This is a genomic window from Streptomyces sp. NPDC005302 (assembly GCF_040607345.1).
Classification (GTDB): Bacteria; Actinomycetota; Actinomycetes; order Streptomycetales; family Streptomycetaceae; genus Streptomyces.
Genome location: NZ_JBEXGN010000010.1, coordinates 157,259 through 171,979, shown reverse-complemented (window position 1 = coordinate 171,979; position 14,721 = coordinate 157,259). Strand labels below are relative to the sequence as shown.

Here is a 14,721-nt window from a genome sequence, read left to right as displayed (position 1 = left end):
GCCTGCCGCCACTGACAACGCCCCCTCGTCGAACCCCCGTCCCCGGCTCGCGTCCCTTCGTCCGCGCCACGCCCCGCGTGCCTGTCCGGCCTCCCCGAGGTACCGGCCCTCGCCCTCCAGGCACCTACTAGGTACCATCGGGTCATGCCGTCACTGAATGTGTCCTTCACCGAGGCCGAGCTCGAAGGCGTGCGGGCGGCCGCCGCGGCCGAGGGCAAGAGCCTCAAGCAGTACCTGCACGACCTCGGGGTGCGCGAGATGCAGCGCCGCCAGTTCGTCTCCGGTGCCGCCGCATGGGCCGACCGGCTGCGCGAGGAGTTCGACGAGGCGTTCCCCGACGAGGTGCCACCGTCCGAGCGCGACGGGGCCGCGGCCGCCTGATGCATCTCTACGTCGACGTCGCGTGGCTGCTCGACGTCCAGGAGGCCGCCCTCGACGACGAGGACATGTCCGTCTCGGACTACTCGGCGCTCGTCGCGGCCGTGGCCCGTCACCGGACCAAGCTGCCGACCCTCGCCTCGGCCGACCCCGACGCCGCGTGGCGCGCGGCCGCGCTGATGCACACCGTCGTCCGGCTGGAGCCGCTGCCGCACCGCAACAGCCTGTTCGCGGCGTTCGTCGCCGCCCAGTACATGGACCAGTCGGGGGAGGGCATCGACCCGCCGTACGGCGCGCTGTCCGACCTCGTGCGCAAGATCCGCGACACGCGCCTGTCCATCGGCACGGTCGCCGACCAGCTGCGGTCCTGGAAGGTCTGAGGTCCGCACCGGGCGCTGTCGGCCCGCGGATCGGACGGGTCCCCGTCAGTGTCCCCCGACCGCGGGAGCGGGCCGGGGCGACGACGTGGTGACCAGCGCCGCCGGGTGCGGCCCGGCCGACAGTCCGGGGTCGCGGTCGGCCTGACGCAGCTCGGCCAGCAACTCGGTCTGCCCGGAGAGCAGTTCGGTGAGGATGCGACGGGCGGCGCGGAGCAGCTCGGCGACATCTCCGCCGGCCAGCGCGTAACTGACGGTCGACCCCTCACGGATGGACACCACGATCCCCGAGCGGCGCAGCACGGCCAACTGCTGGGAGAGGTTGGACGGTTCGATCTCTATCTCGCTCAGCAGGTCGCGCACCGAGACGGGACCACTCTGCAGCAGTTCCAGGACCCGGATGCGCACGGGGTGTCCGAGCATGCGGAAGAACTCGGCCTTGGCCTGGTAGAGGGGAACCTGTCTGGTCAATCGCTCGCTCCCTGCCGCCTGGGACGGGTTGCTTCTCCCGCCGGCGCGGCGGCTGTTCAGACGCCGCCACGCACGGTGACGTACGGACCGATCCTCGCGGCTCCGCCTCCGCACACCCAGGGGATTGACCCGATCTGGATGTACCCAATTGAAGAAGTCTTCAAGTCGTGGGCGTGCGGAGGCGCGGAGAGGTCCGCCGTCTAGACCTCCAGATCCGCCTCGATGCGCGCGAGCTTGTGGCGGGCCATGGCCAGGTTGGACGTCGCCTTGTTGAGCACCAGGTACAGGAACAGGCCGTTACCCTCACGGCCCTTGACCGGCCGGATCACGTGGTACTGACTCTCCAGGGTGATCAGCACGTCCTCGATCTCGCTCTTGAGCCCGAGGTGCTCCATCGTCCGCATCTTCGCCCGGATGACGTCGGTGTTGCCCGCCGCCGCGATGTTCAGGTCGAGGTCGCCGCCGCCCCCCAGCGTGCCCAGCGCCATGCCGCTCGTGTAATCGACGAGAGCCGCGCCCAGCGCGCCGTCGATCGACGTCATCGTCTCCTTGAGGGAGACCTCCACATTCGCCATCCCGATGTCCCCTCCTGGTCACCGCGCGGCCGGGGGATTTCCGGCCCCGTCGATGTTCCGGACCCTACGGACCGTCCCCGGCGGCCAGCCGAGTTCTTTCGGGACTGGCGGAAGGAGTACTGAAACGACCTTCCGCACCCTCTTCGTTGATCGTTGTTGTCCGACTGTTGAGCGCTGATGGCCGGATGGAGGGGTGGCCTGTGAGTGGCCGAGGAGCCGGCAGGAGTCCTCCCGCTCCCTTGGCCCAGGCATGCTCCATACGTATAGAGCATGGGATGTGAGTGTTAGATTCCACGGTATGCGGATGACCTCGGCGGAGCGGGTCCGGTCGGCGGTGGCCTCGCTCCTGCACGCGACCGGTGAGTCGCAGACCGACCTCGCCACGGCCCTGGGCGTGAGCCAGGCCCAGGTGAGCCGCCGTCAGTCCGGCGCGGCCGCGTGGAGCCTGGACGACTGCGACGCCGTGGCCGCTCACTTCGGAATCGACGTGCTGGACCTGCTGTCCGGACCGACGCGGGCCTCCGAGTCGCTGCCCGAGGGCCGACGCCGGTCCCCGGGCCGGCGTCCCACCGTGGTCCGCCCCCTGGCGCGGGAGGAATCGGCGCGATGACGGATTTCGAGACGATCGACGCCCTGCTCGCCGCGGCCCGGCAGGAGGTTCCGCTGCCCCCCGCCGAGGAGCGCAGGGCCCTACGCGAGGGCGTGAACCTCTCGCGTGCCCAGGTGGCCAGGGCACTCGGGGTCGGCCCGTCCACCGTCGGCGGCTGGGAGTCCGGACGGGATCCGAGCGGCGAGATCCGCGAGAAGTACGCGTACTTCCTCGACGGCGCGCGCACCAAACTGCGGGACCGGGCGGTGCGGACCGAGGAAGCCGGCAACGCGGCGGCCGAGGACACCGACACCGGCACCGGCACCGGGACCGGGACCGGGACCGACACCGCCACCGGGACCGGCCCCGGTGACCCGGTGCTCGACCGTGACGGCGGTGGCGGCGGAGACGACGGGGGCACGGACACAGCGGCGGGGGCCGGCGACGAGTCCGCCGACGACGTCGAGGCCCTCGCGCGGCCCCGGCCCTGCGTGCTCTGCGGGCAGCCGGCCCGGCACCAGGTCGCCGGATTCCCCCAGCACCTCGACCCCGACGAGTGCGGGGCGCCCGGACCATCGCCGCAGCCGAGTCCCGCCACCGCGGAGCAGTCGGCCGCGCCGACGCGCGAGGAGCCGGCCGGCCGGAGTGTTCCCGGGCGTCCGGCGCAGCCGACCAAGGTGGTGCCCGTCGGCCGACGTGCGCAGGCCGCCGATACCCCCGACCTGATCGGCCGGGCCGTGGCGGCCGAACTCGCCGCCGCGACGGGCGATGTGGAGGCAGCCACGGCCGCGTTGGTGAAGCGGGCCATCCCGGACGCGATGGTGCTGCTCGACGAGACGCGCCGGGGCGGCCGCTACGACGTGGTGGCGCACCCCTGGATCCCCGACGTCCTGCGCAAGCAGAGCGCTCGCGGCGCGGACCGGATCTGGGAGGCCCGGCCCAAGTGGACCCGGGGCGAACTGCCGCCCGGGGCGCACGAGGTCACCGCGCTCGACGTCAACGGCGCCTATCTGTCGGCTCTCAAGACCCATCTCCCGATCGGGCAGTTGGAGCACTCGACGTCACCTGAGCACGACCGTCGCCGTTCCGGCGTGCACCTCGTGACGCCTTCCGCGTGGGACCACGACGCGGTGCTGCCCAACCCCCTGGGCGACCGCGACGAGCCGGGCCCGCTGTGGGTCACCGAACCCACGCTGCGGCTGCTGCTGCGCCTTTCGGGACCGACGTACGGCCTGTGCGACCCTCCCCGGATCCACGAGTCGTTCACCTCCGGCGCGACCGAGGGCCTGCTGGAGAAGTTCCGCGTCGCGCTCAAGGACGCCCGGGACCGGGCGATCGCCGAGGACGACGAGGTGACACTGGAGTACGTGAAGGCGATGTACTCCAAGTTCGTCTCCACGATGGGGGAGTCGAACTACAACCGAGAGCTCTACCGGCCCGACTGGATGCACCTCATCCGCTCGCAGGCCTTCGCGAACCTCTGGATGAAGGCGTATCGGGCCTACGACCAGGGCCTCATGGTGGTCCGCGCGATGGGCACCGACGAACTGCACGTGATCGGCGACTGGCGCGCGGTGTTCCCCGAGGGCCGCGGCGTCGCGGAGGTGAAGGTCAAGGACACCTACGCGATCGGCGCGAACCTGCCCGGGCCGCCGGACCAGGAGGTCTGAGGCCCCCGGTCCGCGCCGGCCGTCCCGGTCACCCCCGGTCCGCCCTCGTGGGCGCCGCCTTCCGCCGCGGGCCCGCGAGGATCAGACTCTCGACCCCCTCGTACACCTGGCGTTCCCGGTCGGCTGCGCGGCGGCCGGAGAGCATGCTGCCCAGCCAGCCGAAGGCGAAGCCCAGCGGGATCGAGACCAGGCCGGTCGTGGTGAACGGGAACCAGTTGAAGTCGGCCGTGGGAAAGGCCGATGTGGGGGAGCCCGACACCAGGCTCGTGCCCGGCATCAGGACCAGGACGGCGAGCGTGCCGCCGATGAGCGTGCTCAGCAGGCCGGCGCGGGTGAAGCGGCGCCAGAAGAGGCTGTAGACGAGGGCGGGGGCGATGGCCGAGGCGCCCACGCAGAACGACATGGTGGCGAGCGGCTGCAGACTCCGGTGCTGCACGAGGACCGCGAGGGCGATCACCGGGGCGCCGACGACCAGAGCGGAGCCGCGGGCGAACGCCGTCTCGCGCTGCGGGGACAGCGGGGCCTTCCGGCCCGCGAAGACGTCGTGGGCCAGCGAGTTGGCGCAGGCGAGTGTCATCCCGGCGACCGACGCGAGCAGGGTGAGGAAGATCGCCGTCGTGACCGTCGTGAACACCAGGGTCTCGGCACGGGAGACCACCGGACCGAACGCGGCGCGGGAGCCGAGCAGATACGCCGTGTGCCCCCGCGGATCGGCGGCGGCGATGTGGGACCGGCCGATCAGAGCCGTCGCCCCGATGCCGATGACACTGGCGACCATGACGAAAAGGGCGACCGACGACACCGCCCAGGACATCGAACGCCGCACCTGCCGGGCGCTGTTCGCGGTGAACATCCGCATGGTCACATGCGGCAGACAGGCCCCGCCCATCACGATCGCGAACTGGGTGCTGACCATGTCGAGCCGGGGATGGGGGCCACCGGCGAACTGGAGCCCGCCGTGCAGGAACTGGTGCGGCGCACCGCTGCGCTTCGCCGCCGCGTCGAACAACGCGGCGGGATTCCAATGGAACTGACCGAGCATCAGGACGGCGACGACGATCCCGGAACCGAGGAGCACCACCATCTTCAGGAGCTGTATCAGCGCCGTGCCGCGCATCCCGCCGATCGCGGCGTAGGTGATCATCAGGGTGCCGACGCCCACGATGCAGCCGGTCTTCATGGAGCTGTCGGAGAAGCCGAGGATGAAGGCGAGCAACTGTCCCGTGCTGGCGAGCTGGACGAGCATCATCGGGACGAGAGCGGCGATCGTGACACCGCACGCCGTGATGCGCACGGCCCGCCCGGGCATGCGTCGCGCGAGGACGTCACCCATCGTGAACTTGCCCGTGTTCCGCAGGGGTTCGGCGAGCAGGAACATCAGCACCAGCAGGGACAGCAGCGTGCTCAGGGCGAGGACCACGCCGTCGTACCCGCACAGGGCGATCACGCCGCCGACCGTCAGCACGGTCGCCGCCGAGATGTAGTCGCCGGCGATGGCGAGCCCGTTGCGCAACGGGGACAGCGAGCGGTACCCGGTGTAGAACTCGGCGAGGTCGTCGCTGTCGGGGCCGGTGAGCACGCACAGCAGCAGGGTCACCGTGACGGCGATGCTGAAGGCGACGAGGGACCAGGACTGGGTGGCGCCCGTGAAGGGACTCACCGCTCCCGCCCCTGCTCGCCGCCGGCCCAGGGGACGCTGCGGTTCACCCGGCGTGCGAGCGGATCGACGTAGCGGCGCGCGGTGCCCTCGTAGAGCAGTACGGCGAGCCAGGTGGCGGGTATCTGGGAGAGGGCGAGGAGCAGTCCCACGGAGAGGCCGCCGACGGCGGGCCGGTCCATGAGGTCGGGGGCGCCCGCGGAGAGTCCGAGGAAGAGGGTGAAGTAGCCGAGCACCGCGAAGGTGGTCACCCGCCGCTGTCGGCGGTAGGCGCGCCGCAGGATGCGCAGATCGCGATGGTGTCCCGTCCAGGCGCGCGGTAACGCGGCGTCGCGCAGGGGCTGTTCGCCGGTGTCCGGGACGAGGCGGACGGGGAGGGTGGCGTCGTCGTCGTGCTGTCCGTGGAGCTGTCGCGCGGAACGGGCGGCGGAACTGTCGTACGACATGCCGGTCTCCTCGTGGGGTGCGGGCCCGGCGTACATGGACCGCGGGACGGGTGGGGCGCGGCTCGGGTCCTCGCACGCTATTCGGCCCGTCGGCCGGTGCGAAGGGCTTTCCTTCAAGTACCTGGTCGGACGGCGTCCATGCCGCTGACCTCGGATGTCGTCGATGAAACCGCTGTTGTCCGAGGGCTGTGAGTGAGCGTTGTGGCGTCCCGGCGGATGCCTTCCGCGGCGGCGGGGAGTGCGCCGGGGGAGGGCCGCGCGGGCGCCCGTGGTGACGGAGGCGCGCGCTCACGGGAACTCGTTCAGTTCGTGCAGCGGTGTGCCGTGCGCCCACCGCGCCAGACAGGAACCGTCGATGAGGCGGACACCGCCCTGCCGGTGCGCCCACTGGACGTCGCGGCGGCTGAAGGCACCCCGGTGCACCACGAGACGGACAGGGGCGCCCGCGGAGTCCGCGCGGCCGGGACGTGTGGGCGCGGGCGGGTCCTCGTCCGGCAGCGGCTCTGCCACGGGCCGGAACGCCACCTCCAGACGCTGCCCGAGGCCGTCCCGCGCGCGGACACGGGGACGGTCCTGGACCCGCGGTGCGGGGAGCACCCGCCAGCCGTCGCGCCGCAGCATCCGCGACACGGCCAGGGCCAGTCCCTGGGCGTCGAGCTCCGCGAGTTCCCCGGCGGTGTAGAAACCGAGCCTGCGCCGGGCCAGCGGCCGGTGCCGGCGGACCAGGGCCGGGCCGAGAACGACGAGGAGGACCAACGCGCCGAGAGGCACGGCGAGGCCGGCCACGCGGTATCCCACGGCCAGTCCGGCCACGAGCGCGCAGAGGACGACGACGACCCCGGCGAGCGCGGGCAGCACCTCGCGCAACCCGGGACCGTACCGCCCCTGCGCGCGCAGCCGTCGGACCGTCGAGCGTCGCAGGGCCCGTCCCGACAGGCTCTTCCCGGGTGTTCTCCCCCTCGATGTCACTCGGGCCAGCTCCCCCCAACCCTCGCGCGCCTCGGCGTCTGGCTAGGGCTACCCATCGGAGAGGGTCCGACCGTGCGGAGGGCGAGATCCGGCCACCAATCAGGCCGAACTCTTTCCTGTCGGGGCGCTCAGGGGGCAGGGCCCGTCACCTGAGGCACGCGGTGGAAGGTGAGGTGTGGGGCGGCGGACGGGGGGAGTGACGCCGTCGGCCGCCGAGGTCGCCGGACGAGGACGCCCGACGGGGGCGGCGGTCGCACCGCCGCCCCCGTCGGCACTCGTCCGTGGGTGACCCCAGGTCGCCGGACCGCTCAGACGGTGCCGGAGTCGGAGATGACGATCTTCTTCTTCGTGTCTCCGGAACGGCTGCCGAGCGCCTCGATCGCCTTCACGACGTCCATGCCCTCGACGACCTCGCCGAAGACGACGTGCTTGTTGTCCAGCCAGTCGGTGACGATCGTGGTGATGAAGAACTGCGAGCCGTTGGTGTTCGGACCCGCGTTGGCCATCGAGAGCTGACCCGGCCGGGTGTGCTTCAGCGTGAAGTTCTCGTCGGCGAACTTCTCACCGTAGATGCTCTTGCCGCCCGTGCCGTTCTGCCGGGTGAAGTCGCCGCCCTGGAGCATGAAGTCCGGGATGACCCGGTGGAACGGCGAGCCCTTGTAGCCGTAGCCGTGCACGCCGGTGGCCAGCTCACGGAAGTTCTGGGCCGTCTTCGGGACGACGTCGTCGAAGAGTTTGAACTCGATGCGGCCCATCGGCTCGCCGTCGGCCGTGACCTCGAAAAAGACGTTCTCGCTCATTGCTCTGCTCCTCTGAATTCAAATGGTCGTCCCCGAGCATAGAGAGCCCAGGGCGGTGGGGGCGTGACCGGGGGTGATCATTCGGTACGTGGCCCGTCCCCGCCGAGTACCCCGCCGCGGGCAGGCCGGGCTCCGGAAGGCACCAAGAATTCTTACTGCGGGAGGCCCGGTGCAGCGTTCAGCCCCTGACGTGAAACGCGTCAGGGGCTGAACCTCGCGACCCTGCATCAGGTGCGGGAACGACCGGCCGGTCTATTCGACCTTGGCCCAGTCGAGTGTGCGTTCCACCGCCTTCTTCCAGCCCGCGTAGCCCTCCTGCCGCTGGTCCTCCGACCACTGGGGCTCCCAGCGCTTGGACTCCTGCCAGTGGGTGCGCAGTTCGTCCGTGTCGGACCAGAACCCGGTGGCCAGGCCCGCCGCGTAGGCGGCGCCGAGCGCGGTGGTCTCGGCGACCACGGGCCGGCTGACCGGTACGCCGAGGACGTCGGCCTGGATCTGCATGCACAGGTCGTTGGCTGTCACGCCGCCGTCGACCTTCAGCACGTCGAGGTGGACTCCGGAGTCCTGCTCCATGGCCTCGACCACGTCGCGGCTCTGGTAGCAGATGGCCTCCAGGGTCGCCCGGGCCAGGTGCCCGCTGTCGTTGTAGCGGGCGAGCCCCACGATCGCTCCCCGGGCGTCGGAGCGCCAGTAGGGGGCGAACAGGCCCGAGAACGCCGGGACGAAGTACATCCCGCCGTTGTCCTCGACGGTGCGGGCCAGCGTCTCGCTCTCGGCCGCGTCGCTGATGATCTTCATCTGGTCGCGCAGCCACTGGACCGCCGAGCCGGTGACGGCGATCGACCCCTCCAGGGCGTAGACCGCGGGACTGTCGCCGAACTGGTACGCCACGGTGGTCAGCAGACCGTGTTCCGAACGGACCAGTTCCGTACCGGTGTTGAGGACCAGGAAGTTGCCCGTGCCGTAGGTGTTCTTGGCCTCGCCGGGGGCGTAGCAGACCTGTCCGACGGTGGCCGCCTGCTGGTCACCGAGCACTCCGGCGATGGGGATGGAGGCCCGCAGCGGACGGGAGGTCCGCGTCGTGCCGTACGCCTCGGCGGAGGAGGACGGGTTGATGCTGGGCAGCATGGCCCGCGGGATCCCGAAGAAGCCCAGCAACTCGTCGTCCCAGTCGAGCGTTTCCAGGTCCATCAGCATGGTGCGGCTGGCGTTGGTCACGTCGGTGGCGTGGATGCCGCCGTCGGGACCGCCCGTCAGGTTCCACAGGACCCAGGCGTCGGTGTTGCCGAAGATGGCATTGCCCTGCTCCGCCGCCTCGCGGACGCCGTCGACGTTCTCCAGGATCCACTGGATCTTGCCCCCGGAGAAGTACGTCGCCGGTGGCAGGCCCGCCTTGCGCCGGATGACGTCACCCTTGCCGGAGCGGTCGAGGGCGGCGGCTATGGAGTCGGTGCGGGTGTCCTGCCAGACGATGGCGTTGTAGTACGGGCGTCCGTTGCGCGGGTCCCACACGACGGTGGTCTCGCGCTGGTTGGTGATGCCGATCGCCGCCAGGTCCTCCGCGGACAGGCCGCCGTGGCGCAGGGCGTTCTGGATCACCGAGTTGGTGCGTTCCCAGATCTCCACCGGGTCGTGCTCGACCCAGCCGGAGCGCGGGAGGATCTGTGCGTGTTCCAGCTGATGCTTCGCCACCTCGTTGCCGGCGTGGTCGAAGATCATGAATCGGGTGCTGGTGGTGCCTTGGTCCACCGCGCCCACGAAGTCAGCCATGAAGTGCCGCCTCAGTTGTGGGTGTCAGGGCTTGGGCTGCTCGGAGACCGGGATGCGTCCCGCGGGCTCGGGCTCCGCCGTCGGCAGGAACCTGCCGATGAAGAGCTTGTACATGCCTGCGCCGACCAGTCCACCGATCAGGGGGCCGATGATCGGCACCCAGAAGTAGATGTTCCCGTACTGATCTCGCCAGGCTCCTCCGTATCCCGTGATGAAGCTCGCGAGCCGGGGGCCGAAGTCACGGGCCGGGTTGATCGCGTAGCCCGCGAGGGTTCCCCAGGCCATACCGATGCCCACCACGAGCAGACCGGTGATGAACGGGCCCAGGTTCGCCCCGGGAGGCGTGTTGAGCAGGTCTGTGATGGCCAGGATCACCAGCAGCAGAATGGCCGTGCCGATGATCTGGTCACGGAACGCGCCCCATTCGTGGACCGGCAGGTTCGGGTTGCCGTTGGCCGGCAGGGTGGAGAACACGCCCTGGGTCTTGATGGTGTGTCCGGGGTCCGCCTTCGCCAGCGCGTCCGTGTAGTTCCAGCGCACGATGAGGGCCGCCACGAAGGCGCCGATCGTCTGCGCCACCATGTAGGGCGCCACCTTCTTCCAGGGGAACCCCTTGAAGGTGGCCAGCGCGAGAGTCACCGCGGGGTTGAGGTGCGCGCCACTGATGCGTGCCGCGACGTAGACACCCATGGTGACGCCGATACCCCAGGCCCAGGCGATGCTGTCGTGGTCGCCCAGACCGCCCGGTGGCGTGGTGAGTGCTCCGCCGGCGACCACTTGGGCCACCACGCCGCACCCGAAGAGGATGAGAATCATCGTGCCGAGGAACTCGGCGGACATCTCGCCGATTATCCCCAGCCTTTTAAACCGCTCAGCCATGGAAGCCCGCTTCCCGCCGGTTCAGGACCGGCCGACTACTGCCACCAGAGCCCTCCCTGACATCAGCATAGGATGATCAAGAGCTAACCGCATCAAAAGGGAAATATCGCGTTCTGATGCTCCGTGTGATCCGTGAAGTGCGCCCAGGTGGGGGCGTCGAGCGGCCTCGTGGGCCGGTGTCGGTGGCGCGGTGGAAGGGGAGGGTCAGGCGGGCACCGTGACGATGCCGAGCGGCTCGGTGGTCGGCTGCTCCGACCCCCCTGCGGGCTCGGCCGTGATGCCCACGGCGGCGACGTCCTCCAGCGAGCCCCGGAGCACCTCCGCGTAGCCGCCGCCCGAACCGGGGAGCAGGCCGGCCGGACGCAGGTCGCCGGTCTTCGCCGCGTACCAGAGTTCGTAGACCTTGTCCTTGCCGAGGTGCGGGAGATCCGCGGCGACGACCGCCGCGCGGCCCTGCGCCCGGGAGGCCACCACGCTGATGTCGCCGCCGTCGTCCAGTTTCTGTGTCGTGATCGTGGCGTCCTGGGCGGTGATGATGTCGGTGACGGCCGCCGCCTTCGTCCGCTCGCGCGACACCTCCGCGCGGGCCTCGTCCGCCTGCTGGTGCTGCCACACGCTGACGCCGCCGAGCACGGCGGCGAGGGCGAGGCACGCGGCGAGCGCCACCCGCAGGACCCGGCTGCGACGGCGGACCGGGACGGGGGGCGCGGTGTGCTCCTGCCGGGTGCGGGTGATCTGGTCGAGAACGCGCCCGCGCAGCCCGGGGGACGGGTCCGCCTCGTGGCCGGAGGCGAGTTCGAGGGTGACGGCGGACAGTTCCGCCACTTCCTGCCGGCAGGCCGCGCACTCGGCCAGGTGGTTGTCGAACGCCGCTTCCTCGGCCGGCGGCAGTGCGTGCAGGACGTACGCGCCGGCGAGCTGGTGCTGGTCCTCGGCGTTCATGACCTGGCCTCCAGACACTTGCGGAGCTGCCGCAGCCCGGAACGCATCCGGGACTTCACGGTGCCGGCCGGAGTGGCCAGACACGCGGCCACCTCCAGGTAGGTCATGCCCTGGTAGTAGGCGAGCATCAGGGGTACGCGCTGGTGCCGTTCCAGGGCGGCCAGGCAGTGCCGGACGTGCCGCCGGTCCTCGTGGCGCTCGACCGTCTCGGCGACCTCGTCGAAGGGTCGGTCCTCGGCCAGCAGTGCGCTGCGCTGCTCGCGGGCCGTGCTGGCCTGGGCGTGCCGGACCCGGTCCACGGCCCGCCGGTGGGCCAGGGCGAGCACCCAGGCGCGGGCGGCGCCGAGTTCGGGGCGATAGCGGTCCGCGGTCCGCCAGATCTCCACCATCACGTCCTGTGTCACCTCCTCCGCCTGTGCCTCGTCCCGCAGCACACGGCAGATCAGGCCCTTGACCGGGCGCGCGAGCGTGTCATAGACGTCCGCGAAGGCGTCGTGGTCACCCGTCGCGGCCCGCTTGAGCCGGGAGTCGAGCCATGCCTCCGACGGGGATCGCCGTGGCGAACCCTTTCCGTCCTGCCCGCTCTTGGACATCGCTCCCAGAATCCGTCCGTAGCCCGCTTCCCGTCCGTCCGACTCTCCTGCCCGGGGGCCGTTTCCGCAGCCTGAGGGCTCTTCGGCCGGGGCTCGCCGTCACTCTGTATTCGTAGCCACCCCGCTCCGCGTATGTCCGTCGGACCCTCCGGTGTGGGGGCGCGGCACCGGCGGCCGCTCCGGGGCCGCGGCCCCGATGCCTCCCGGAAACTCATACGGGTCTATCCTCATACATACCTTTTACGGCTCCGAATACCTTGTGTCCCGCACATCGTGAGCCTCGGGGCGTACCAGTGCCCAGGGTGCGAACTCCCGTCACGTCGGCTCTCTTTGTGCACGCCGATGACGCTTTCTAGGGAGGTGAGTCCGATGACCACACGCATCAGTACCCGGCGCCTGCTGGCCGGTGCCGCCGCGACAGGCCTGCTGGCCGGTGGTGCCGCGCTCGGTATGTCCGGTGTCGCCGCCGCAGCTCCGACGCCGACGTCCGCGCCTTCCGTGGTGACCGCTGACCACCACGGCCATCACGACCGCTGCGAGTGGAAGAAGGGCCACTGGGAGAAGAAGTGGGTTCCCGGCCACTGGGTCAAGAAGTGGGTCAACCACGACACCTGGCACCAGGGCTACCGTGACAGCCATGGCAGCTGGCACAAGGGCCATCACAGTCACGACTGGAAGAACCAGTGGGTCTACGTCCCCGGCCACTGGGACCATCAGTGGGTCAAGGGCCACTGGGACTGCCGCCAGCACTGAGCACTCCTGACCGCGGGCAGGACCGGAGCGGCGTCTCCGGTCCCGCCTGTGCGCGGCGGTCCGCGTCGCAAACCCGGTGGAGCGGTCCGGACCTCGCTCGTTAGGCTGCGCGGATGACCACACGCACCTTCCGGATCACCGTCCGCGGAGTCTTCGACGGACTCAGCACCGAGCAACGCTCCGAACTCCTCGCCGGGGCGGCGGAGCACGACGTCCTGCAAGCGGCCTTCACGGCCGAGGGGCACCTCAGCTACGACTTGGCCGCCCGCCCGGCCTTCACCTTCCGCTTCCTGGACGAGGGGGAGGCCGAGGAGGACATCCTGGAGGCGATCGAACGGGCCGAGGCCGCCGCGACGGCCTGGCTCTCCGTCCGCGGCTACGGCTTCAAGCGCCTCAGGGCCCAGGGCGAGGACCTCTCGCAGGCTCCCCTGGGCAAGCGGCAACGGCGGGCGATCGCCCAGAACACGACCCCCTGATCCCGTACACCTTCTGGGCGCTCTCGTCTGCGGCTATGCTTGAGCAGTCAAGGAGGTGTCAATGAGTTCCGGACTGGACGCGGTCCTGCGCCTGATGCGGGCGCAGGCCGCCCTGGTGAAGCGGTTCGACGCGAGTCTGGGTGGGCTGCACGGGGTGAGCCTGGCCGATTTCACGCTCCTGCTGCGACTGTCCCAGGCGCCGGGCGACCGGATGCGCCGGGTGGATCTGGCCGAGTCGCTGGGGCTGACCGCCTCCGGTGTCACCCGGGGGCTGGTGCCCCTGGAGCGCATCGGGCTCGTACGGCGCGACACCGACGCACGGGACGCCCGGGTCGCCTACGCGGCGCTGACCGGGACCGGCCGGGAACGGCTGGCGGAGATGCGCGTCACCGCCGATCACGTGGCCCGCGAGGTGTTCGCCGAGCCGGCCTGGACCGAGGACGAGACGGGGCGGCTCGCCGACCTGCTCACCCGGCTCGGCGGCACCGGCCTGACGCCCGGAGGGGCGTCCCGCCTCTGAGCCTGCGGGGCACGCCGGGACGGCCCTGCGTCCCGTGCGCGTTGCCGGTCCCGTGACCTCGGCGCACCCTGGTCATATGGGAGCTCGCGACGGGCCGACGCTCATCACCTCCGTACAGCGGGCATTCCGCCTGATGGAGGCGGTGAGTGCGCACGAGAACGGCGCGCCCGCGAAGCAGCTGGCGCGCGAGACCGACCTGCCGCTGGCCACCGCCTATCACCTGCTGCGGACACTGGTCCACGACGGATACGTCCGCAAGCTCGACGACGGCGGCTTCATCCTCGGCGACAAGGTGCGCACGCTGCACACCCGGGGCCGCGGGCAGGAGCTGCTCGGCCGGGTCCGGCCCACGCTCGCCGCGCTGCGCGACGAACTCGCGGGAGCCGCCTACCTCACCTTCTACGAGGAGGGCGAGATCCGGGTCGCGGAGATCGTCGACGGTCCCCGGGCGCCCCGGGTCGACCTCTGGGTCGGCTTCGAGGACGCGGGGCACGCCACCGCGCTCGGCAAGTGCGTCCTGCGCGAGATGGACGAGGAGTCCCGCAACGACTACCTCGCACGGCATGCCCTCGCCGACCTCACGCCCCGGACCATCACCAGCCGGCCGGAGCTGCTGCGCCGGCTCGCCTCGTCGCCCGTGGCGCCTGCGGTCACGGATCTGGAGGAGTACGCCCTCGGTACCGTCTGCGTCGCCGTGCCCGTGTACAGCGGGGACACCCTCGGCTCGCTCGGTGTCTCGCTGCCCGCCGACCGGCTGCCCCGGATCCGGGAGGTCCTGACGCGGCTCGTCCCGACGGCGAACCGAGTGACCCGGGGGCTGTCGCTCACTATCTGAAATCCCGCTCCTTGCGATCCT

At 70.9% G+C, this 14,721-nt stretch carries 18 protein-coding genes; 8 read left to right on the top strand and 10 right to left on the bottom strand.

Annotation, left to right across the window (positions count from 1 at the left end; all coding sequences use genetic code 11):
* Nucleotides 1–144: 144 nt before the first annotated feature.
* Both ABZT74_RS17565 and ABZT74_RS17560 read left to right on the top strand, forming a co-directional pair.
* On the top strand, nucleotides 145–381 hold the full coding sequence (locus ABZT74_RS17565; protein WP_355879535.1) for a hypothetical protein: 237 nt from the start codon (nucleotides 145–147) through the stop codon (nucleotides 379–381).
* A complete protein-coding gene (locus tag ABZT74_RS17560) occupies nucleotides 381–758 on the top strand; it encodes a toxin Doc (RefSeq protein ID WP_164370109.1) in 378 nt (125 codons plus the stop codon). Before ABZT74_RS17565 ends, ABZT74_RS17560 begins: the two co-directional genes overlap by 1 nt.
* 45 nt (nucleotides 759–803) lie before the next feature.
* Here the strand turns inward: ABZT74_RS17560 and ABZT74_RS17555 are convergent, their stop codons facing one another.
* Complete coding sequence (locus tag ABZT74_RS17555; protein ID WP_355879539.1) at nucleotides 804–1,226, bottom strand: metalloregulator ArsR/SmtB family transcription factor; 423 nt, start codon at nucleotides 1,224–1,226, stop codon at nucleotides 804–806.
* 200 nt (nucleotides 1,227–1,426) lie between these two features.
* Entirely contained in the window at nucleotides 1,427–1,801 is a 375-nt protein-coding gene (locus ABZT74_RS17550) for a hypothetical protein (RefSeq protein WP_355879542.1), read from the bottom strand.
* Nucleotides 1,802–2,099: 298 nt separating this feature from the next.
* Here ABZT74_RS17550 and ABZT74_RS17545 point away from each other — a divergent pair, with 298 nt between their 5' ends.
* Together ABZT74_RS17545 and ABZT74_RS17540 are read left to right on the top strand one after the other, a co-directional pair.
* Nucleotides 2,100–2,411, top strand: coding sequence for a helix-turn-helix transcriptional regulator (locus ABZT74_RS17545; protein ID WP_355879544.1), 312 nt, complete (start codon nucleotides 2,100–2,102; stop codon nucleotides 2,409–2,411).
* Nucleotides 2,408–4,060, top strand: coding sequence for a helix-turn-helix transcriptional regulator (locus ABZT74_RS17540; RefSeq protein ID WP_356435881.1), 1,653 nt, complete (start codon nucleotides 2,408–2,410; stop codon nucleotides 4,058–4,060). The genes ABZT74_RS17545 and ABZT74_RS17540 overlap by 4 nt, the downstream gene beginning before the upstream one ends.
* Before the next feature lie 28 nt (nucleotides 4,061–4,088).
* Here the strand turns inward: ABZT74_RS17540 and ABZT74_RS17535 are convergent, their stop codons facing one another.
* The 8 genes from ABZT74_RS17535 to sigK form a co-directional block, all read right to left on the bottom strand.
* Entirely contained in the window at nucleotides 4,089–5,720 is a 1,632-nt protein-coding gene (locus ABZT74_RS17535) for a cation acetate symporter (protein ID WP_356435878.1), read from the bottom strand.
* Nucleotides 5,717–6,163, bottom strand: coding sequence for a DUF485 domain-containing protein (locus ABZT74_RS17530; protein ID WP_355879552.1), 447 nt, complete (start codon nucleotides 6,161–6,163; stop codon nucleotides 5,717–5,719). Before ABZT74_RS17530 ends, ABZT74_RS17535 begins: the two co-directional genes overlap by 4 nt.
* A gap of 288 nt (nucleotides 6,164–6,451) precedes the next feature.
* Entirely contained in the window at nucleotides 6,452–7,021 is a 570-nt protein-coding gene (locus ABZT74_RS17525) for a hypothetical protein (protein ID WP_356436108.1), read from the bottom strand.
* Nucleotides 7,022–7,440: 419 nt separating this feature from the next.
* A complete protein-coding gene (locus ABZT74_RS17520) occupies nucleotides 7,441–7,932 on the bottom strand; it encodes a peptidylprolyl isomerase (protein WP_355879555.1) in 492 nt (163 codons plus the stop codon).
* Between the two features lie 252 nt (nucleotides 7,933–8,184).
* The gene (glpK, locus tag ABZT74_RS17515) at nucleotides 8,185–9,702 is read right to left on the bottom strand and encodes a glycerol kinase GlpK (RefSeq protein WP_164370102.1); all 1,518 of its coding nucleotides are present in this window, start codon (nucleotides 9,700–9,702) and stop codon (nucleotides 8,185–8,187) included.
* 24 nt (nucleotides 9,703–9,726) lie between these two features.
* Complete coding sequence (locus tag ABZT74_RS17510; protein ID WP_081222549.1) at nucleotides 9,727–10,581, bottom strand: MIP/aquaporin family protein; 855 nt, start codon at nucleotides 10,579–10,581, stop codon at nucleotides 9,727–9,729.
* A gap of 204 nt (nucleotides 10,582–10,785) precedes the next feature.
* Nucleotides 10,786–11,523: an anti-sigma factor gene (locus tag ABZT74_RS17505; protein ID WP_356435875.1), complete on the bottom strand. Its 738-nt coding sequence runs from the start codon at nucleotides 11,521–11,523 to the stop codon at nucleotides 10,786–10,788.
* Nucleotides 11,520–12,116 carry an ECF RNA polymerase sigma factor SigK gene (gene sigK, locus ABZT74_RS17500; protein WP_356171501.1) on the bottom strand — a complete coding sequence of 199 codons (597 nt, stop codon included), beginning with the start codon at nucleotides 12,114–12,116 and terminating at the stop codon, nucleotides 11,520–11,522. The genes ABZT74_RS17505 and sigK overlap by 4 nt, the downstream gene beginning before the upstream one ends.
* Nucleotides 12,117–12,485: 369 nt before the next feature.
* On the opposite strand from sigK, the gene ABZT74_RS17495 reads away from it, so the two are divergent.
* The 4 genes from ABZT74_RS17495 (at nucleotide 12,486) to ABZT74_RS17480 (ending at nucleotide 14,700) form a co-directional block, all read left to right on the top strand.
* Complete coding sequence (locus tag ABZT74_RS17495; protein WP_356435872.1) at nucleotides 12,486–12,869, top strand: hypothetical protein; 384 nt, start codon at nucleotides 12,486–12,488, stop codon at nucleotides 12,867–12,869.
* Nucleotides 12,870–12,982: 113 nt separating this feature from the next.
* A complete protein-coding gene (locus tag ABZT74_RS17490; protein ID WP_356435869.1) occupies nucleotides 12,983–13,345 on the top strand; it encodes a DUF6204 family protein in 363 nt (120 codons plus the stop codon).
* Between the two features lie 61 nt (nucleotides 13,346–13,406).
* The gene (locus ABZT74_RS17485; RefSeq protein WP_356435866.1) at nucleotides 13,407–13,865 is read left to right on the top strand and encodes a MarR family transcriptional regulator; all 459 of its coding nucleotides are present in this window, start codon (nucleotides 13,407–13,409) and stop codon (nucleotides 13,863–13,865) included.
* Between the two features lie 76 nt (nucleotides 13,866–13,941).
* Nucleotides 13,942–14,700, top strand: a complete 759-nt coding sequence (locus tag ABZT74_RS17480; RefSeq protein ID WP_355879577.1) for an IclR family transcriptional regulator — start codon at nucleotides 13,942–13,944, stop codon at nucleotides 14,698–14,700.
* Nucleotides 14,701–14,721 lie beyond the last annotated feature (21 nt).